Here is a 19,987-nt window from a genome sequence, read left to right as displayed (position 1 = left end):
GAGGAGCAATGGGTTTCATCGGTTGGATTATTTTGGGCCTCATCGTTGGCGTAATTGTCAAGGCAGTCATGCCCGGCCGCGTTGGTGGCGGCTGGGTGACGAGCCTCATTCTCGGCGTCGTCGGAGCCATCGTTGGCGGCTGGATCGGCGACCTGCTCTTCAACAAGGGTGAAATGAGTTTCTGGAGCCTCGGGTCATGGCTGCTTGCCATTGTTGGCGGGCTGGTTGTCGCCGGGATTTACGGGGCCATCACCGGACGCAACAAGGCCGTGTCCTGATCCCTGGGGCCCGTGGCAAGCTCTGGAACGCCGTGGACGGGAGCAGCTGTGCCTGACAAAGCTGCTCCCGTTCCGGCGGGACCGGGAACTTCCGTTGACAAGGCTGGCGCGCCGGCACCCGACGATGGGCGCAAACCCCAAAGTCCCGCCGCCGTGCCAGCCAAGTCATGGAAGTACGTCACCAAACGGGCTGTCAACAAGTTCAGCGCTGACGGCTCCACGGACATGGCCGCCTCGCTGACCTACTACGCGGTCTTGTCCTTGTTCCCTGCAGTATTGGCGTTGGTGTCGATCCTGGGCCTCGTGGGCCAAGCCGAACAGACCACGAAAATGCTGCTGGAGATGGTCGGCAAGCTGGCCGATGCAAAGGTTGCAGAGACTCTCAGGCAACCCATTGAACAGCTAACCAATTCCACCTCGGCAGGCTGGACTCTTGTTCTGGGACTCGTCACGGCTCTGTGGTCGGCCTCTGGCTATGTGGGAGCGTTCAGCCGGTCCATGAACCGGATCTATGGGATCGACGAGGGCCGCCCCGTGTGGAAGCTGCGCCCTGCACTGCTGCTCGTCACATTGGCGGCTGTGCTGCTGGTCGCTGCCATGGCGCTCATGCTGGTGCTTTCCGGTCCGGTGGCCCGGGCAGTCGGTGACGTGCTCGGCGTCGGGGATGCTGCCATCTCCGCGTGGAACATCGCAAAATGGCCCGTCGTGGGCATCCTGGCCGTGGTGCTCATTGCGGTCTTGTATTACTTCACGCCCAACGTCCGCCAACCAAGGTTCCGCTGGATCAGCGTCGGCGCCGCCCTTGCCTTGGTGGCCAGCATCGCAGCCTCCGCCGGGTTCGGCCTGTACGTGTCCAACTTCTCCAAATACGACAAGACCTACGGAACCATCGCCGGCATGATCGTGCTGCTGCTCTGGTTGTGGATCATGAACCTGGTGCTGCTTTTTGGCGCCGAGGTCGACGCCGAACTGGAGCGGGCCCGACAATTGCAGGCCGGGATCAAGGCTGAGGCACAGCTGCAGCTGCCACCGCGGGAGACAGCGGCCAGTGCCAAGAAACGCAACAAGGAATTGCTGCTCATCGCCGAGGGCCGCCACCTTCGAGCCGATCTGGATGAATCGCCGGAGCATGCCATCGCAGGCTCGCCCGAGGTCAGGGCACTGTGGTGGATGGCCGGAATCGGCGCAGCCGTGGCTGCCGCAGCCGCCATTCGCAACCGCTGGCGCCCCAGGAACTAGCACCAGGTACAGGCAGCAGGCACTGGCGCCGCTACGCCGGTGCCTGGTGCGTGCCGCATCGTGGCGCCAGTCCCCGGAGTGGCCGCACTGCGAAACATTGCTGCCGCGGGCGAGGCCCTCGGGCGGTCCTTGCATTAGGGTTGGCTTCGACCAGCGGCACGTGACGAAACCGCCGTCGGACATCCCTCGCACGACAAAGGAACCAGCAATGGCGGTACAAGCCACCGGAACGACCCCTGCCCCCACCCCGGATCAGCTGCAGTCGGTGTGGGGCGCACTCAAGTCCCCGCGCAGGCTGAAAACCGAGGTGTTGGGCGGTCTCGTTGTGGCACTGGCATTGATCCCCGAGGCGATTGCCTTTTCCATCATTGCCGGGGTGGATCCACGGATTGGGTTGTTTGCCGCGTTCACGATGGCCGTCACCATCTCCTTTGTGGGAGGCCGGCCGGCAATGATCTCGGCTGCCACGGGCGCCGTCGCGCTGGTCATCGCGCCGCTGATGAAGAGCCACGGCCTGGACTACCTGATCGCCGCCGTGATCCTGGCCGGCCTTTTCCAAGTGCTTCTTGGCCTCGCCGGGGTTGCGAAGTTGATGCGTTTCATCCCGCGCTCTGTCATGGTGGGGTTCGTCAATGCCCTGGCCATCCTGATCGTCATTGCCCAGGTCCCCGAACTGCTGGGCGTGCCGTGGATGGTATATCCGCTTGCCGCCGCTGCCCTGCTGATCATTGTTTTCCTGCCCAAACTTTCAAAAGCCGTGCCGGCGCCGCTGGTTGCCATCGTTGTCCTGACACTCTTCACGGTTCTGGCCTCGGCAACGGTGCCAACCGTCGGCGACAAGGGCGAGTTGCCGGACAGCCTCCCCTCCCTTTTCGTGCCGAATGTGCCGCTGACGTGGGAGACGTTCCAGATCATTGCACCCTTCGCCCTGGCCATGGCATTTGTTGGGCTGCTGGAGTCCTTGATGACCGCGAAACTTGTCGACGACATCACCGACACCCGGTCCGTCAAGACCAGGGAAGCATTGGGCCAGGGAATCGCCAACATGGTCACGGGGTTCTTCGGCGGGATGGGCGGTTGCGCCATGATCGGGCAGACAATGATCAACGTGAAGGCATCGGGAGCCCGCACCCGCATCTCAACATTTCTGGCTGGCTCCTTCCTGATTGTCTTCGTCGTGGTGCTGGGCGACGTTGTCTCGCTGATCCCGATGGCAGCCCTGGTGGCCGTGATGATCTTTGTTTCATTTTCAACGTTCGACTGGCACAGCATCCGCCCGTCGACCTTGAAGCTGATGCCCAAGAGCGAGACCGCGGTCATGGTGGCCACCGTCGTCGTCGTCGTGGCCACGCACAACCTGGCCATTGGCGTCGGGGTGGGCGTCTTGGTGGCGATGGCCTTGTTTGCCCGCAGGGTGGCCCATCTAGTCACCGTGGAGCGCACGGTGTCGCAGGCCGGCGACCGTGAGACGGCTGTGTATGTGGTGGACGGTGAACTGTTTTTCGCCTCCTCCAATGACCTCTACACGCAGTTTGAGTACGCCCTTGATCCCGACGAAGTGGTCATTGACATGCACGCCTCCCACCTGTGGGACGCCTCCACCATTGCAACCCTCGACGCAGTCAAGGAAAAGTACCGGCGCCACGGCAAAAGCGTCACGATCACCGGGCTCAACCATGCAAGCGCCCAAATGCACGAACGCCTAGCAGGGAAGCTCGGCGCGGACGGATAGCTGGGCGGCTGCCTTCCCCAAGGCGGGCGGCCGCCCGCCCCCGAGATGGACATTGGCCCTCCCCCGGCGGGCCGAAAACAACCAATTTTGCCCTGTTGCATTTCTCACACCTGCCATTTTTGGGAGCTCCTTAGCACACCCCCGACAAGCCCGGACACCCGGGATGATTGCTATGCTGGAAAGTCGGACATACCCCTGGTCGGGAAGCTGCCGCACTCACTCACATTCCTCTAAGGAGAAACTAACCTCAATGACATCCGTGGCCACTGAATCACTGCGTGAACAGCTTTGGAATCGCCGATACGACGAGAACATTGCTCCCGTCACCGAACTGTGCGACACCCTGGCGGAAGCCCGGCCCGAGCAGCAGGTGGCCTATGTGGATCCGGTTCACGACATTGATGAGTGCAAGATCATCAGCTTGTTCTCCAACGTTGGCGAACTGGACGAGTCGGGGTTCATCACTGCCGGTGACGAGCAGGCAGCCACGCGTTTGTTGGGCATTCACTGGCAGATCGGCCTGCGACCCAGCTATGTCATGCCGTGGAACGTCCACCCGTGGTTCACTCCAGGCCAGCCCAACGGCCGCCTCACTGCCCCGCAGATCGAGCAGGGCCTGCGCCCGTTGGTCAAGTTCCTGACCCTGGTCCCCCGCGCATCCGCCTTGATTGCCCACGGCACCGAGGCCCACCGCCTCGCCGACCAGCTCCTGAAGGCCCAGGGCCCCATGCTTTACAAGCGCGGCTTCGGCATTTACAAGGTCCGTTCGCTGTCCGGGCGCAGCTTTGCCGGCTCCCCCGAACGCCAGGAGCAGTGGCTGCTCGAATCGGCCAAGGCCTATGCCGAGTCGATGACCCGCAGCGGCATCTTGGTCAAGGGCCGCTGACTTCCAGCACCACTCCCCCGCATCTGTGTCGCAGACGTTGGACCGATTTCCCTGATTCCCGGGGTTTTTCGTCCATCAGCTGCGACACAGTTTTTTAAGCACGACGGCGAGACCCGCCAGCCGCTGCACCGGTCAGTTACGCTGGGGCCATGAGTGGGACGGCGGCTGGAGAGGCCGATTCGGCGCACCGGCGCCGGGCCCGCCGGCACCGGAGCACTGCCACTGCCCCGGCCGCGTCTCTCATCCTGTCCGCTCTCATCCTGTCCGCTCTCCTACTGGCCGCTCTTGTCTTGGCCGCCTGCCAGGCGCCTTCCCCGGCGCCGCCCGATGTGACCGAGAGTTCCGTCAGTGATATTGCCACAGGTCTGGCGGCACCCTGGTCCATGCTTTTGTTGGGCGACAAAAGCCTGCTGGTCACCGAACGAGACTCCGGCCAGGTGGTGGAGATGTCCCCGTCCGGCGCCAAGCACATCCTCGGGCAGGTGCCCGGCGTCGTGCATCAGGGCGAAGGCGGACTGCTGGGGCTTGCCGTGCATCCGGGTTCGTGCCCCGGCTCGGAACTCTTTGATCCCAACCAGCCCTGCTCTGACGTATTCGCCTATCTGACCACGGCCAGCGACAACAGAATCGTGCGGATGCCGCTGCTGGGCGAGTCCGGCAGCCGGAGCCTTGGTCCCGCCACCCCCATCATCACCGGCATCCCCAAGGGGAACAACCACAACGGCGGCCGGATCGCGTTCGGGCCCGACGGAATGCTCTACGCCGGCACGGGCGACGCCGGAAACCGAGACAACGCCCAAACTCCGGCTTCCCTGGGCGGAAAGATACTGCGCATCACGCGCGACGGCGACGTCCCCACCGGCAACCCCTTCCCCGACAGCCCCGTCTGGAGCCTGGGCCACCGCAACGTCCAAGGCCTGGCATGGGATGAAACCGGCCGCATGTGGGCCTCCGAATTCGGGCAGAACACCTGGGACGAACTGAATGAAATCCAGGCTGGCAACAACTACGGCTGGCCGCTGGTCGAAGGTACCGGAACCGACCCTCATTTCACCGACCCGGCCTTGACCTGGCCCACGTCCGAGGCGAGCCCGAGCGGGATCGCGGTTGCCGGCACCACCCTCTATATGGCGTCCTTGCGTGGGGAACGCCTGTGGGAGGTCAAACTTGACGGCGAGCCCTCCGCCCATGCCCGCCTCACCAACCAGCTCGGCAGGCTCCGCGACGTCGCTTTAGCGACCGACGGCCGACTGCTTGTCCTGACGAACAATACAGACGGCCGGGGCAACCCGAAACCGGGCGACGACAGGATCGTGGAGATTATACGGTGACGGCAGCCAGGTGCGGTTCCACGAGTTCGGCATAGCGCGTCTTGACGGTGTCAACAACCTCGGCGTAGGGCAGGTTCCAGATGTCCGCGTTGAAGATTTCCACCTCCACGACGCCGTTGTAGCCTGCCTCGGCCACCCAGGCGCCGATCGACGCAAAGTCGATGACGCCGTCGCCCATGAAACCGCGGGACAGCAGCGCATCGGCAGCGATGGGCAGGTTGAAGTCGCACACCTGGTAGGAGGCGATGCGGCCTTCTGCACCGGCACGGGCGATCTGTTCCTGCAGGGACGGATCCCACCAGACGTGGAAGGTGTCCACCACGACGCCGACGGCCTCGGCCGGGTGCGGCGCTGCCAAGTCCAGAGCCTGGCCCAGGGTTGAGAGGACGGCCCGGTCGGCGGCATACATGGGGTGCAGCGGTTCCAGGACCAGGCGCACGCCGTGTACCAGCGCGAACGGAACGAGCTCGGCGAGGCGGTCGGCCACGCGTTGGCGGGCCAGCCCAATGTCCTTGCCACCCACGACTGCGGTCGACTCGCCTCCGCCGTCGACCGCGCCGGGGGAAACGCTGAAGTCGGGCAGCCCGCCCACCACCATGATGATTTCGGTGGTGCCGAGTGCCTTCGCTTCCAGGATGGCAGCCTTGTTGTCCTCGAGGGCAGCAGCCTGGCCGGCTTCGTCCGCGGCGGTCAGGAAGCCGCCGCGGCACAGGCTGGAAACCTGCAGGCCGGAGGCCTTGACCATTTCGACCGCAGTTTCGAGGCCAACTTCGGCCACCTTGTCCCGCCAGAGGCCAACGTGTTTCAGGCCCGCGGCAACACTGAGGTCGAGGGCTTCGGCAAGCGAGGCCTTCTTGATGGTGGCGGTGTTGATGGAGAGCTTTTCAAAGCTGCTCATGCGTTGGCCCCTTCCAAGACGACTTGCTCCACGCCCTTCGCGACCGAGGAAACCCCGGCTGCGTTGAGGTACACGCACATGCGGTGCGCGGCCAGGCCCGGGTTGAGCAGCAGCCCGGCCGTGTTGGCCAGGCGGAACAGCTTGACCAGGTGGTTGAGATCGCGCCCGGAGTGCAGGCCGCCGATCATCTGGAAGCCGGCCTGGTAGCCGTTCAACCAGGCGAGGAAGGCAATGCCCGTCTTGTAGTAGTACGTCGGGGCCTCGAAGATGTGCAGCCCCAGATCCCGCGTGGAGTCGAGGATGGCGCGCGCTTCGGCGGGACGGCCGGCGTCGTACTCCTGCAAGGCGGTGGAGGCCGCGGGGGCGATCGCAGCAAAGATGCCCAACAGTGCATCCGAGTAGTGCGAGCCGTCGCCGGCAATCAGCTCGGGGTAGTTGAAGTCGTCGCCCGTGTACAGGCGCACACCCTCGGGAAGGCTGGCCCGCAGCGCAACCTCGTGTCCGGCGTCGAGCAGGGAAACCTTCACGCCGTCAACCTTCGCCGCATGCGCCTGGATGAGCTGCTGGAAGGCAGCCGTTGCGGCGGCGACGTCATCGCTGCCCCAGTAGCCGGCCAGGGCGGGGTCGAACATGGTGCCGAGCCAGTGCAGGACAACGGGCTCCTTGACCTCGTTCAGCAGTGTCCCGTAGAGGGCCAGGTAGTCCTCGGGGCCGCTGGCAACCTTGGCCAGGGCGCGCGAGGCCATGATGATGACCTTCGCCCCGGAAGCCTCGACGACGGCGATCTGCTCGCGGTAAGCGGCCAAAACGGCGGCCAACCCCGCTTCGCCGGGTTCGACGTCGGCCGGGTTCAGCTGGTCGGTGCCGGCACCGCAGGCCAGGAGGTCGCGGACTGTCCGCTCCGGCGTCGCAATGAGTGCGGCCTCGGCGGCGGAACGGTTGATGAGTTCCTGCGTTGCCGGCCAGTCCAGGCCCATGCCGCGCTGTGCGGTGTCCATGGCGTCAGCAATGCCCACTCCCCAGCTCCACAACTCGCGGCGGAAGGCCAGGGTGGCGTCCCAATCGATGTCAGCCGGCGCGCCGGGAACGTTGTTGCCCAGAACCTTCGGTGTCACGTGCGCGGCGGCGTACACCTTGCGGGAGGTGATCAGCCCGGTGGGCTTGCGCCACGGACCGGTCGCGTTCAGGGTCAGGGCCTCGAGCTCACCGGTGGCGAGCGGAAGGGTGATTGAAATGGTCATGGTTAGAGCTCGATTTCCGGGATGTCCAGGGTGCGGCGCTCGTCGGAGGACTGCAGGCCCAGCTCTGCCAGCTGCACGCCGCGGGCCGCGGAGAGCAGGCCGAAGCGGTGTTCACGACCGGCCATGACGTCGCGCAGGAACTCTTCCCACTGCAGCTTGAAGCCGTTGTCGAGGTCGGCGTTGGCGGGAACCTCCTGCCACTGTGCACGGAAGGACTCGGTAACGGGCAGGTCCGGGTTCCAGACGGGCTTGGGCGTGTGGGCGCGCTGCTGGGCAACGCACTTGTTCAGGCCGGCGACGGCGGAACCGTGGGTGCCGTCAATCTGGAATTCCACTAATTCGTCGCGGTAGACGCGCACGGCCCAGGAGGAGTTGATCTGGCCGATGACCTGGTCTCCTGCCGGGGTTTCCAGCTCGAAGATGCCGTAGGCGGCGTCGTCGGCGGTGGCTTTGTACTCGTTGCCCGCCTCATCCCAACGGGCCGGGATGTGCGTGGCTGTCTTGGCGTTGACGGACTTCACCTTGCCGATGATGCCCTCAAGGACGTAGTTCCAGTGGCAGAACATGTCGGTGGTCATGCCACCGCCGTCTTCCTTGCGGTAGTTCCATGAAGGGCGCTGGGCAGCCTGGTGATCGCCTTCAAAGACCCAGTAGCCGAACTCGCCGCGGATGGAGAGGATGCGACCAAAGAAACCTTCATCGACGAGGCGGCGCAGCTTGACCAGGCCCGGCAGGTACAACTTGTCATGCACCACGCCGGCCGTAATGCCGGCCTCCTGGCCGATGCGGGCCAGCTCGATGGCCTCTTCCAGCGTCTCTGCAGTCGGCTTCTCGGTGAAGATGTGTTTGCCGTTGGCCATGGCCTTTTTCAAGGTGGCGGCGCGCAGGCTGGTCATGGAGGCGTCAAACACGACGTCGACCGTGGGATCGGCAATGATCGCGTCCAGGTCGGTGGTCCAGTGTTCAACGTTGTGCAGTTCGGCCAGTTCGCGGACCTTGTCCGCATTGCGGCCGATGAGGATGGGCTCGATGGCAACCTTCGTGCCGTCTTCAAGTGTCAGGCCGGATTCGCGCAGCGGCAGGATGGAGCGCAGCAGGTGCTGGCGGTAGCCCATGCGGCCGGTGATGCCATTCATGGCAATGCGGATGACTCGCTGCTTGCCTTCTTGGACCGCTCCGGCGTCAGCGGCAGACGGAGCCGCCTGAGCCTTGGTTGCAGCAGCCTGCCCGTTGGTTGTCGTAAGAGTCACTGATTTCTCCCGGATGTTGTTGTCAGCACGAACCGGAAAACCCGGCGTGGCCTGAAGTTTGGAAAGCGCTTTCCAATATATGCTGAAGTTATCCCCGGGTCAAGACACCTTTGTTGCCCCGGCCACATTTCTTAGACAAGGACGCCCCTGTGCCCGTAAAACTCACTGAAGTGGCCCGCCAGGCTGGCGTGTCGCTGGCCACCGCATCTCGTGTGCTCAACGGGTCCAGCAGGACTCCTGCCGCCGATATTGCCGAACGGGTCAAGACTGCAGCGGAGGAGCTCGGATATGTGGCCAACGCGCAGGCCCAAGCCTTGGCACGGTCAACCACGGGTCTGGTCGGGCTCGTGGTCCACGACATCGCTGACCCGTATTTTTCCGCTATTGCCCACGGCGTTCAGCAGGCGAGCCTTGACACACACCACCAGGTGCTCTTGGCAGGGACTGACATAGAAGGTGATGCAGGCTCCCCCGGCGGCGCCGAGCTGGCCGCCGTGAATGCTTTCATCTCGTACCGGACCGATGCCATTATTTTGGCCGCCTCCAGGCTCTTGGACGAAGACCCGAGGCTGATCAAGGCACTTTCCCAGTACATCAAGAACGGTGGGCGGGTTGTCACTCTGGGCGTTTCCAGCATCCCGGAAGCTCAGGTGGTGAATGTCGAAAACCACGACGGCGCCGCCGCACTTGCCGGTGCCCTGCTGGAGCAGGGAATTGGGCGCTTCGTGATTTTGGCGGGCCCGCACGAACGCAACACCGCCCGGATCCGCGTGGAAGGCTTCACCGAGCGTCTCGCACAAGCAGACCTTCAGCCCCTCGCCGTCGTACATGGCGCATTTACGAGCCAGGGTGGCTACGACTCCACGCTGGAATACCTGGACACACTGGGTACGGGTGCCGAATTCGACGCGGCCCTGAAGCCCGACGGCGGATCCCCGCTGTGCATCCTTGCCGCCAACGACGTCATGGCCCTCGGCGCCATGACCGCCCTGAGATCACGTGGACTTCGCATTCCAGAAGATGTTCAAGTCGCAGGTTTTGACGACATACCCACCCTGCGCGACCACTTTCCCGGCCTGACAACATACCGCCTGCCGCTCGAGGACATCGGGCGGATGGCGGCCCATGTCGCGCTCGTTCCGTCAGCCAAACAGCCACCCGCAGTCACCGGGGCCGTGGTTCTGCGCGAAAGTGCCGGCGCGACTGTCCCCCAAGGCAACTAGCATCGCTCGGCAACGACTCGGGATGGTTCGTTGAACAGAATGGCTGCCGCCGGCCTGCGATCAATGCTTGGGAGGCTTCTCAGACTGGCGGCCTGAACGAATATGAGGCCTGGACCGTCGGGCCGAAGTGCTCGGCCCTCATCCTAGAATCTCTAGACTTGGACCGGTTCCAACATACCGAAGTCAACCGCAGCTTGACCTTCAACTGCCCTGCTCAGCCGCGCATGTCTGGATGGCTGACGAGGTAGTTGGCGAGGGTTTCTTTGTCGAGGGCCGCTTGTTCCTCGTCGGTGGGGAAGGTTCCTGGTGGCGGTACTGGCAGGGGGCGGGCGTAGGGGTCGTCGTCTTGTTCCAGGCCCGGGACGTCTGCCTCGTCCAGGAGCGCGAAGTCCGGGAAGTCCTGGGAGTCCTCGAAGACTTGGAAGTCCTGAGGCTCTTGAGGATCCTGGGGGTCTTGGAACTCGGCAGTTCTTTCCGGGTCAGTACTCGCGGGGTCAATGGTGTTTTGCTCGGTGTTGTCGTGGCTGTCTGGTTGTCCGAGGGTTTTGTTGATGAGTGTCTTCAACCATTCCGGGTAGACCGGTGGTTGCGTATCGCCAATCTCTGGCGGGTAGTACCGCCCGGTCGGTGAGGTCCAGGCCACGTGGCCGTCGACCATGGCCGGGGTCCAGCCACGCAGGCGTACTGCTTCACGTTCCGGGCTTTGATCGGTACGGCATTCACCGGTACGGGTCCTGTCATCCTTGAAATGCTTCAGCACATGATGGCGATGACACAACGTTTCAAGGTTGTCGTAAATGGAGAGGCCGCCGTGCTCGAATTTCTTGATGTGGTCGATCTCGCAGCTCGTCGCTTTCGCCAAGCACCCCGGGAACTGGCAGTACTCGTCCCTGATCTGCAGCATCGTACGCATCTCTTTACTGATCCGATAGCGTTGCGGAGCCACATCAAGGGGTTCATTGCTGATCGGATCAACCAACACCCGCAACAACGACGGCGCCCCTGCCGCCAAGTGCCGGGCAACTTCCATGCTCAGCGGACCATAACCTTCCAACCACGCCGGCTCATTCGTGGCCCCCAACAACGACAACGCAGGAATCAACAACACCGGTGCAACCTGCGGCATCGGCGGCCACACCGGCCCCACCACACAAGCACCACCCCCGGTGGCGTTGAAACCAGTGCCGATGCCAGTCTTGGCGTCGGTGCCGCTGGTGTTAGTACTGGGGCCTGTGCCGGTACCAGCGCTTGTGTTGGTGGTGTTGCTCGCAGCCGTCCCCTCACCACCAGTAATTGAGGCCAAGTTCGCACTGGTACTGGCGTTGTCGGTGCTGGTGGTGGCGGTATCGGCGCTTGATGGGGCCGGGGTGAGGGTTGGTGGTATGGCGGTGGGGTCCCCATCGGGACCGTTGCGGATATCGGGGTCCTTGAAGCCGGGATCGGAATAGTCCGGGTCGTCAAAGACAGGCACCCACCTGTCAGGAACCACCACGACACCACGGTCCCGCCGGGCTACATAGTCCCAGTCCGGGCCACGATCACGGATCGGGACGGGCTCCGGGGCCGGGTCTGGCTCTGGTTCCGGTCCGGGGTCCAGAGGAACCCCGTCAGCGGCCGGGTCCACTGGCGCGAACCACGGACCCTGAGCATCACCAGACACGACCACGCCATCGCCTGCAGCAGCAGGTCCACCCGCCGCGGTACCGGCAGCACCCGCAGCGCCGTTAGCTGCAGCGGACCCAGTCCCCGCACCGGCACCGGCAGGTGCGCCACCAGTGGCAGTGGCGGCGGCATTGGAAGTGCCATCAGTGGTGGTGGCGGCATTGGAAGTGCCGTCAGCGGTGCCGGCGGTATTGGTGGTGTTGGGTTGGGTGGGGGCGTAGATCTGGTTTTCGGCCATGGACTGGTTCAGCAGCAGGGCCGCGGCGACATCAGCCCTGAGCTGTGTCAGGGTCCGTTCCTCGTGGGGTCCCTGGGCTGCCTGGGCAGTGAGGGTGCATTGAGCCCAGATAGCCTCCACGGTCGGTGCTGGTGCATACAAGCTCAACCACGACATCCCGTCCCGGGCACGAGAAACACCCAAGCGCCGCTGGCTATACTCACGCCGCGTCTTGGGGGTGATCGTTTCCGGGTAGAACCGTTCCCGGCGGCGCCGGGCCTTTTCCCTGAAGCTCGGCAGCGTGGCGCCGGCGGCTTTGCCGAGCAAGACCTGCTCAAAAGCATCAACAGTTTCCTGCCCCAGGCCTGCTTCACGCAGCAGGCTCGTTTCTTCGGCGATGATGACCGCGTAGTCCCACCCCAACCAGCCACTGCTCAAGGACGCCATCGTGGCCGGCAAATAGTTCACGAGCGTGCCAGCATGCAGAATCAACTGCCCCGCCACACCCTCGGAGACTGACAAGATCCCTGCCAAGTCAGCCCGCATCGACATCAACGAGATATCGCACTGCCAAGAATCAACAGCAAGAATGCCGCCCTCAAGAACAGCCGTCGACTCTAAACGGGCAATCAACACAGCCGCCAACGCCGCGCACTGATTCTGATGCTTATGCAACGCCGCGATCGCGTCCGTGCAACCATCCATCAACGCCCGCGCCCCCTCCAAACGGGACTCCACAACACCAGCACCAGCCGAAGCCGAACCAATGGAATCAACGGAACCAGCAGATGGGCCAACACCAGTACCGGCGGGGTCAACAGCTTCAGCAGCAGCGGGGTCAACGGCTTCTGGAGCGGCGGGCTGAGCAGTGCCAGCAGCGCCGCGACGGGGGCCGCAGTGGCGGGGATCGGGAACCGGCAGGTCAGGCAACCCGGCCATCGCAGCAATGTCAGTGCCAAGGGGTTCAATGGAAGGAAGAGCAAGTCCAGCAATCAGGTCCGCCACACTCAATGTGGTGGATGAACCATCCCGGCCAACCGGGAAATTCACTGAACTACCCATACCACAAGCATATATCAAATGTGTGGAAAGCAACACTATTATCCACAACTACCTAAAAATATTTCCTAGCACCGCAGACAGCACAATTCCGGCGCCTACAGCCATTGCACACAATGAACGCCCTGCCGTTGTTGAGCTTTCTCAACAGCAACAAGGCGTTCCTGTATCGAGTGCAGACCGTTGAGAATCCGCGGCGGCAATTCCTTTGCTACCAGCGGTGGGCCACGTCAATGACAATGCGCGTGATCGTCCCGGGACCGTCAAGGACGAACACATTGAAGGGCAGCCGGGCCCGCACACCCAGACCCAAGGTGGTCCTGCCCTCATAGCTGGCCGCCATCGACACTTGGCGGAAGGTGGAGTATCCCGATGTGTTGACGATTTCACTCCTATTGGCCGGCAAGTAGGTGGGCAGACCCGCGGAATTGTAGGCTGGCGCCAGCACGTCCACCTGAAGGAACGCACACCCTCGCAACGGAACGGTTGCGCCGCTGCCGGGGTTCGCCACTGCTGAAACATAGCGCGCACTGTAGCCGCTGGCACGGCCCTGGACGTCTACGACCATGCGATCGAAACAAGCATGCTGGCCGGCCCGAACATTCGTTATGGAGGCAGTCGACCCGGTGCCGGCCACCTTTGCGAGCGAACCCCAAGTAATGCCACAGAACGGGGCAGCTTGAGCGGGCGCAGGAGCGATCATGATGAAAGCGGCAAGCAACCCCAAAATTGCCAGCAACGTCTTGACGAACTTCATTGAGAACACCTCTTTGGGAGATACATGGAGCCCAGGTATTGGGTGATTAAACGCTAAACCTCGTGACACGTGCGCGCAGTGGTTGGGACCAAATTTCGGCCGAACCGTTGCCCCGGGTGGACGTCCGCTGCGAAATGTTACCCAGATCTCCGTGGGCACCTGTTTGTGACCTCGGACGATAAGCTGGACACAATCACTTTTCGCCTTTGGAGCTCCCCCATGACCCCGCGCAGTTCGTCCATCCCCTCCCAGCGGGGCCTTTCGCCGCACAACCGTCGGGACGACGGAGGGATCAGCGTGAACAGCGACTTCGGCGCTGGTGGCATCGACGGCAAGGACAGCGCCCTTGCCGCACGGGCAACCGGCAACACCTGGAAGGCGACGCTGCTTCGCTACTATTCTCTGGCCAAGCCCAGGGTCCTGTACGGCAACGTTCTGACAGCTGCGGCAGGCTTTCTGTTCGCCAGTCCCAGCCACATCGACTGGCTGCTCTTCCTCGCAGTCTGTCTGGGTACAACACTGGTCATCGGCTCCGCCTGCGTGCTGAACAACGTGCTTGACCGTGACATCGACACCCTCATGGCACGCACCAAGAAGCGTGCTTCTGTAACCGGAGGCGTGGGAGCACGCAACGCTGTCATCTACTCGGCAGTTCTCGGCCTGGGCGGCATGGCCATACTTGTCGCATGGACCAACATGCTCGTCGTGGCTGTCGGACTCGCCGGGTTCCTGGCCTACGTAGTGCTGTACGGAATGTTGTCCAAACGGATGTCCGTCCACGGCACCCTCGTGGGCAGCATCTCGGGGGCCGCGCCGATTCTGGGCGGCTACGTTGGCGCCAGCAATGCGCTCGACGCAGGCGCAGCCATTGCATTCCTCATGTTGTTCTTCTGGCAGCTCCCGGCCTTCTACTCGATCGCCATCTACCGCAAGGACGAGTATGCACGCGCCGGCGTGCCTGTCATCTCGGTGGTCCGGGGCGTCGCCAACACCAAGGTCCAAATTCTTGTGTATGCAGTGGTTTTCGTGGCTGTGTCGCTGCTTCCACAGCCCTTTGGCTACACCGGCTGGATTTACACAGCCGTCATGACGATCCTCGGTGCCGGCTGGCTGGTCATGGCGGTACGAGGGCTCAGTGCCGGCCACAACGACAGGTGGGCACGGCTCATGTTCCGCTATGCGTTGATCGTGACGTGCGCCATCTCCGTGATGCTCTCGGTCGGCCCGCGCCTGCCTTAGTCCCAACGAGTCCGGTGCTGAAGTTCTGGCACAGTTCAGCCGAAGGGCCGGCGGACTGGGGAGAGGCGTTGCACCACCCCCTTCACACGACCCCTTGACCTGCGGCTCAATTGGGCCTGCAATGGAGTAAGGCCACAAATAGCGTTGGTCTGCTCATTGCGTCCGGTCGGCGCCGCCCGGACCTTGCGCCGGGAGGTGCCGGAAATGGTTTACTTCGTTCTCGCAGTGCTGGTCACGGTGACGGCTGCGGCAACCGTGTGGCTGGTCCGCACGCGCGCACAGCAGGAAAACGACCCTGACTCCGGCTTCTGGTATGCCTTCGGCGGCCTGTGCGTGTTGTTGCCGATGATTCTCATTCCAGCCCTCACGAACAACCTGTTCTCCATCTGCTTGTTCGCCTTGGCAGCCGCATCCGCGGTGGCCACCCATACGACCCTCCGGCGCCACCGGGCCCTTGCCGCCGCTGCCATGCATCGCGGGCGGCTCAGTTTAGCGCTGGCCGCCGCCGCAGCCCGGCACGACGCCTTGATTGCGCAATGGAGCCGCTACGAGCTCGACCCCGGCGCCGCCATTGATTTCCCCACCATGACCGACGTCCGCATTCCGGAAACGTCGGCTCTGATCCGGGCTGTTGCCGCAGCGGCCCGGCTCAGGCCGGCTGACCTCGTCGTCCATGGCCTGGGCGCCGCCGGCACAGTTTCCCGGAATCTCGTCGTCCATGGCCCGGGCGCCGCCATCATGGACACCAAGGTTCAAGACACGGACGACGACGTTGCCAACTACCAGCGTGCCGTCACCGCGTTGGACACAGCCTTGGCGGCAGCAGAGCATGCAGCCCACTGCTGCCGTGAACCCTTGCTTGATGAACGCGCACTCTGAACAGCGTTCGTCCACACCCGCCGGTTGCCAAATACCGAGCGGCTACGCCACCACCAGCACCGGAACGGAAGACTTGCTGACGACCGCGGCGCTGACCGAGCCAAGCAGGAGGCCCAACAAAGCGCCCTGCCCAGGCCGCCCCACAACCAGCATGCGGGCGCCTTCGGCGAATCCAAGCAGAGCCCCAGCCGGCTGGCCCTGAATCAGCCGGGCAGAAACGTTGTCCGGAGGATGCTCGCCAAAAGCTTGGAACAAGGCGTCGCTGAGAATCTTGCGGGCTCCCTCTTCGAAGCTGTCAATGCCGAGTGCGGCGTAGCTGGCATGCTTCGCCGGCAGATCCCAGACGGCCACGGCTTCCACGAAACCACCGAGTTCGACAGCCAGCCGGGCGCCTTCCCTCAGCGCGTTCACGGATGCACTTGAACCATCGACACCTACAACAATGCGGACCGCTGATGCAGTTTCAGACACGAGTTGCTCCTTCGCACGACGGGACCATCCCGTTGGGCCTCATTGTCCAGCAGAAAACAGAAAGGCGCCAATGGTCCGCCTCCGGAGCGCCAAGGGCGAGTCCCAGGGATGAACGCTAGGGCTTTGCCGGAGGCTGAGTCGGAATCACCTGGGCCGGCGCCTCGGGAGCGGGCGGCTCTGTTGGAGCCTCGGGCGCATTCGAAGGTTCGGGGGCCGGCACTTCGGGTGCCGGCTGCTCCGGCGTCGGCTCCGGGGCTGGTGCTTCTGTCTGGGCGGGCTCCGGTTCAGCCGGTTGCTCAGATTCCAGGGGCTGCTCTGGAACCACCGGACGAACCGGGGCATCTCCCGGTTTCGGATCGTTCACACCTGCGACCAGTGCAGCGGTCGGCTGCAGCATCTCGGCCGGGGGTTGAGCGAAAGGCGCAGCCGCATACCAGGGATTGCCGGCTGCGGCGTTCATGACAGCGGCCCACTGGCCCCCTGCGAGATCTGCCCCGTCAACCCCGGCGTAGTACTTGCCGTTGATGACAATGTCCTGGTTCACCCATTCGGGGCCGTTGCCCTGGTAGCTGCCAAAATACGATGCGGTGACGAGCCCGCTGGTGCCGCCGATGGTCCAGGTCTCGATGTTGCCATCTGTTGTGCCGGTCTTGGCGAAAGCGTTCGACTTGTCATCCAGCGGGATGTTCCAGCCTGAGCCTCGCGTCAGCACACTCTGCAGGGCGTAGGTCACGCCCGCCGCGACCTCGGGTGTAACGGCCTGCTTGCAATTGGCCCCGGGGACAGGGAGCTTGTTGCCGGCGGCATCCGTAATTGAGACCAGGGCGATCGGGTCGCAATGCATGCCACCGCTGGCAAATGTCGCAAACGCCGTCGCCATGTCAAGCGGCGCGACATTCTGGGTGCCAATGAGACTGGAAATCTCGGACATGTCGTACGGTTCGTTGGTCCGGCCATTCTTCACTCCTGCTGCCGTGGCGATCTTTTGGATATTGCAGAAGTCCAGCGCGGTTGCCGTTTGGAACGTGATGGTGTTGATCGAGCTGTACAGGCCCTGGTAGGCGCTCATCGAGTAGTAGTGGTTGGGATCGTCGTTGGGCAGCAGAAACGAGGCCGGAACTGCGGGATCGTAGGCGCCGGAAACCGGCCCGCAGCTGTTCTTCCACGGATAGCCGAGGGGGTAGTTCCGCACGGCACCGTTGATGCTCGTCATCATCGAGTGCCCGCTGTTGAGCCACTCGGCAAAAACGAACGGTTTGAATGTGGAACCGATCGGGAAGCCACCCGCGCCGTGCAGCGGTTGCCCGCTCGCGTCATTGACAGGCAGTGCGAAGTTGCCCATGTAGTTGCCCGGAGCCGTGGCCGGATCGAAGACAGTGTTTTGGGCCATTGCGACGACCCTGCCCGTGCCTGGCTGGACACTGACGACGGCGGCCCCGCGCTGGAGCGGGTCGGTGGCACTCATGGTGGCACTGGCTTGTTCCTGGGCCACGTTTTGCAACGCTGGTTCAAGCGTGGTCTGGATGGTCAATCCGCCCTGGTACAGGACCTTGGTGCGCTCTTCGGGCGTTGGCCCATATGCCTTGTCATTGAGAATCAGCTGCTGGACATAGTCGCAAAAATACGGCGCCGTTGATGCGGCAGCGCAGCCTTGGGGCGACTTGGTGACCTGCAATTCAAGGGGCGTGGCGACGGCCGCAGCATAGTCTTTTTGGCTGATTTTCTTCTGGTCCAGCAACTTTGCCAGGACGTCATTGCGGCGATTGACGGCATTTTCCGGCTGGGTGACCGGATCGTAGAAGCTGGGCCTGTTGACGACACCGGCAAGGACGGCAGCCTGCGGGAGGGTCAGATCCTTGGCTGTCGTGTTGAAGTACAGTTTCGACGCGGCTTCAATGCCGTAGGCCCCGTTGCCGAAGTAGATGATGTTCAGGTAGCCGGCAAGAATATCGTCCTTTGACATCGTTTTTTCCAGGCCGATGGCCAGTTTGATTTCCTTGACCTTGTCAACGACCGTCTTTTCCGCCCCAAGCTTGGCTTCGTCGGTCTTGCCGTCGGCAACCAGCTGCTCGATCAACATGTTGTTGACGTACTGCTGCGTGATGGTTGAAGCACCTTGGCGGCCGCCCTTGATCGTGGCGACCAGGGCCCGGGCAATGCCGGTTGGGTCCACTCCCCCGTGTTCATAGAATCTTGCATCTTCAATGGAAACGATGCCGTTCTTGATGAATGGGGACATGTCCGCCAGCGGGATTATTTGCCGGTCCTGGGCATACAACGTGGCGATGGTGGAACCGTCTGCCGCCAAGACGGTCGTTGCCTGAGCCGGAGCCTTGAAATCCAGCGATTCGGGCACGACCGAGAGGAATTTGTCGGCACCGCCAACGGCGGCTGTGGCCAGCGCGCCGGCCGGGATGAACAAGGCGGCAACCAGCACGCCAACAACTCCGCACACGAGGAACAAACGCCCCAGATTGGCCAAGGCACTGCCCGGGCCAAGATCCACTCCCCGTCCCGGAACCCTGCTCGAGCCGGTCTGCACTGCTGATTTGTTGGCCATTGTGCCGTTTTCCCTTATTTGCTGGTCGTGCTGTTCCCGTGCAGCGTCATGCAGCCTTTCAGCATCCGACACAAGTATTGTCCAGAATCCTCCTAAAAATTGGGAATTTGCTGAAAGTGGACAGGAACCGCCGCCGGGAACGGGCACTCAGGAGGTCTGCGCCCGTGCAAGCCCGGCCCTGTGGCCGGAAAAAGAATTTACCCAATCTTTATGATGCGTGTGGACATCCTTTAGCTGGCTCAGGCAGTTTTGCACCGGCCGGGGCGGAAACCATCGCGAGTTGGTGCGTTGGTGGAGCCGACGCCAGTGCCGGTACTGACGTCAACAGCGCCTGCCGGCAGCAGGCACCCCTCCGCCCGATAGACATGGCAGCGGCCCGAAACTGTTGGTTCCAGCAGCAATGGAGGCGCACGGGCCCGAGTGGTCGTATGCTCAGGGCATGGCTAAATTCTTCGACATTCATCCGGACGATCCGCAGGCCCGCTCGGTCAGCCAGATCGTCGCCATCCTGCAATCCGGCGGGTTGATCGCCTATCCCACGGATTCCTGTTACGCGCTGGGGGCACAGCTGGGAAACCGGGAAGCGCTTGACCGCATCCGCACCATCCGAAAGCTGGACAGCAAGCACCACTTCACGCTTGTGTGCAAGGACTTTGCCCAGCTCGGCCAGTTTGTCATGGTCGACAACGACATCTTCCGCAGCATCAAGGCTGTCACTCCCGGGCCTTACACGTTCATCCTGCCTGCCACCAAGGAAGTGCCCAAACGGCTTGCCCACCCCAAGAAGAAGACTGTTGGCGTGCGCATCCCTGACAGCCGCCTGATCCACGCCATCCTTGAGGAGCTGGGCGAACCAATGCTCTCCAGCACGCTGCTGCTCCCCGATGAGGAGGAACCACTGACCCAGGGCTGGGAAATCAAGGAAGCGCTGGACCACGTGATCGATGCGGTCATCGATTCCGGTGACGTCGGCGCCGAACCGACCACCGTGGTTGATTTTTCCAGCGGCTACGCGGAGATCGTGCGCCGCGGCATGGGCGACCCCGCCCGCTTTGAATAGCTGCG

General features: G+C 63.1%; 16 protein-coding genes. 9 read left to right on the top strand and 7 right to left on the bottom strand.

The window, feature by feature from the left end:
- The first annotated feature begins 8 nt into the window (after positions 1–8).
- The 5 genes from ACT3TS_RS14445 (at position 9) to ACT3TS_RS14425 (ending at position 5,466) form a co-directional block, all read left to right on the top strand.
- Positions 9–278 carry a GlsB/YeaQ/YmgE family stress response membrane protein gene (locus tag ACT3TS_RS14445; RefSeq protein WP_444532212.1) on the top strand — a complete coding sequence of 90 codons (270 nt, stop codon included), beginning with the start codon at positions 9–11 and terminating at the stop codon, positions 276–278.
- Positions 279–326: 48 nt separating this feature from the next.
- Entirely contained in the window at positions 327–1,517 is a 1,191-nt protein-coding gene (locus tag ACT3TS_RS14440) for a YihY/virulence factor BrkB family protein (protein WP_444532209.1), read from the top strand.
- A 208-nt stretch (positions 1,518–1,725) separates the two neighbouring features.
- Positions 1,726–3,249, top strand: a complete 1,524-nt coding sequence (locus ACT3TS_RS14435) for a SulP family inorganic anion transporter (RefSeq protein WP_444532208.1) — start codon at positions 1,726–1,728, stop codon at positions 3,247–3,249.
- 250 nt (positions 3,250–3,499) lie between these two features.
- Complete coding sequence (locus ACT3TS_RS14430; protein WP_444532207.1) at positions 3,500–4,135, top strand: uracil-DNA glycosylase; 636 nt, start codon at positions 3,500–3,502, stop codon at positions 4,133–4,135.
- A gap of 149 nt (positions 4,136–4,284) precedes the next feature.
- Positions 4,285–5,466 carry a PQQ-dependent sugar dehydrogenase gene (locus ACT3TS_RS14425; protein WP_444532206.1) on the top strand — a complete coding sequence of 394 codons (1,182 nt, stop codon included), beginning with the start codon at positions 4,285–4,287 and terminating at the stop codon, positions 5,464–5,466.
- On the opposite strand, the gene ACT3TS_RS14420 is transcribed toward ACT3TS_RS14425, so the two are convergent.
- The 3 genes from ACT3TS_RS14420 to ACT3TS_RS14410 are packed head-to-tail and all read right to left on the bottom strand — an operon-like array spanning position 5,456 to position 8,741.
- Complete coding sequence (locus ACT3TS_RS14420; protein WP_444532205.1) at positions 5,456–6,364, bottom strand: sugar phosphate isomerase/epimerase family protein; 909 nt, start codon at positions 6,362–6,364, stop codon at positions 5,456–5,458. The two genes, ACT3TS_RS14425 and ACT3TS_RS14420, sit on opposite strands and share 11 nt — an antisense overlap.
- The gene (locus ACT3TS_RS14415) at positions 6,361–7,605 is read right to left on the bottom strand and encodes a dihydrodipicolinate synthase family protein (protein WP_444532204.1); all 1,245 of its coding nucleotides are present in this window, start codon (positions 7,603–7,605) and stop codon (positions 6,361–6,363) included. Before ACT3TS_RS14415 ends, ACT3TS_RS14420 begins: the two co-directional genes overlap by 4 nt.
- A 2-nt stretch (positions 7,606–7,607) precedes the next feature.
- Positions 7,608–8,741 (bottom strand): Gfo/Idh/MocA family protein, encoded by a 1,134-nt coding sequence (locus ACT3TS_RS14410; RefSeq protein WP_444532211.1) that lies wholly within the window; start codon positions 8,739–8,741, stop codon positions 7,608–7,610.
- Between the two features lie 263 nt (positions 8,742–9,004).
- On the opposite strand from ACT3TS_RS14410, the gene ACT3TS_RS14405 reads away from it, so the two are divergent.
- A complete protein-coding gene (locus ACT3TS_RS14405; protein WP_444532203.1) occupies positions 9,005–10,078 on the top strand; it encodes a LacI family DNA-binding transcriptional regulator in 1,074 nt (357 codons plus the stop codon).
- A 214-nt stretch (positions 10,079–10,292) separates the two neighbouring features.
- Here the strand turns inward: ACT3TS_RS14405 and ACT3TS_RS14400 are convergent, their stop codons facing one another.
- Both ACT3TS_RS14400 and ACT3TS_RS14395 read right to left on the bottom strand, forming a co-directional pair.
- A complete protein-coding gene (locus ACT3TS_RS14400) occupies positions 10,293–13,019 on the bottom strand; it encodes a DUF222 domain-containing protein (protein ID WP_444532202.1) in 2,727 nt (908 codons plus the stop codon).
- 208 nt (positions 13,020–13,227) lie between these two features.
- The gene (locus ACT3TS_RS14395; RefSeq protein WP_444532201.1) at positions 13,228–13,773 is read right to left on the bottom strand and encodes an AMIN-like domain-containing (lipo)protein; all 546 of its coding nucleotides are present in this window, start codon (positions 13,771–13,773) and stop codon (positions 13,228–13,230) included.
- A 219-nt stretch (positions 13,774–13,992) separates the two neighbouring features.
- Here ACT3TS_RS14395 and cyoE point away from each other — a divergent pair, with 219 nt between their 5' ends.
- A complete protein-coding gene (cyoE, locus tag ACT3TS_RS14390) occupies positions 13,993–15,012 on the top strand; it encodes a heme o synthase (protein ID WP_444532200.1) in 1,020 nt (339 codons plus the stop codon).
- Between the two features lie 204 nt (positions 15,013–15,216).
- Positions 15,217–15,891: a hypothetical protein gene (locus tag ACT3TS_RS14385; protein WP_444532199.1), complete on the top strand. Its 675-nt coding sequence runs from the start codon at positions 15,217–15,219 to the stop codon at positions 15,889–15,891.
- 42 nt (positions 15,892–15,933) lie between these two features.
- Here the strand turns inward: ACT3TS_RS14385 and ACT3TS_RS14380 are convergent, their stop codons facing one another.
- Both ACT3TS_RS14380 and ACT3TS_RS14375 read right to left on the bottom strand, forming a co-directional pair.
- On the bottom strand, positions 15,934–16,362 hold the full coding sequence (locus ACT3TS_RS14380; protein ID WP_444532198.1) for a universal stress protein: 429 nt from the start codon (positions 16,360–16,362) through the stop codon (positions 15,934–15,936).
- A gap of 115 nt (positions 16,363–16,477) precedes the next feature.
- A complete protein-coding gene (locus ACT3TS_RS14375; protein WP_444532197.1) occupies positions 16,478–18,922 on the bottom strand; it encodes a transglycosylase domain-containing protein in 2,445 nt (814 codons plus the stop codon).
- 439 nt (positions 18,923–19,361) lie between these two features.
- Between ACT3TS_RS14375 and ACT3TS_RS14370 the strand changes: the two genes are divergently transcribed.
- A complete protein-coding gene (locus tag ACT3TS_RS14370; RefSeq protein WP_444532196.1) occupies positions 19,362–19,982 on the top strand; it encodes an L-threonylcarbamoyladenylate synthase in 621 nt (206 codons plus the stop codon).
- Positions 19,983–19,987 lie beyond the last annotated feature (5 nt).

Origin of the sequence: Specibacter sp. AOP5-B1-6, from assembly GCF_052376555.1 — a bacterium.
GTDB lineage: Bacteria > Actinomycetota > Actinomycetes > Actinomycetales > Micrococcaceae > Specibacter.
The sequence above is the reverse complement of the archived record's forward strand: the minus strand, read 5'-3'. Positions and strand labels throughout refer to the sequence as shown.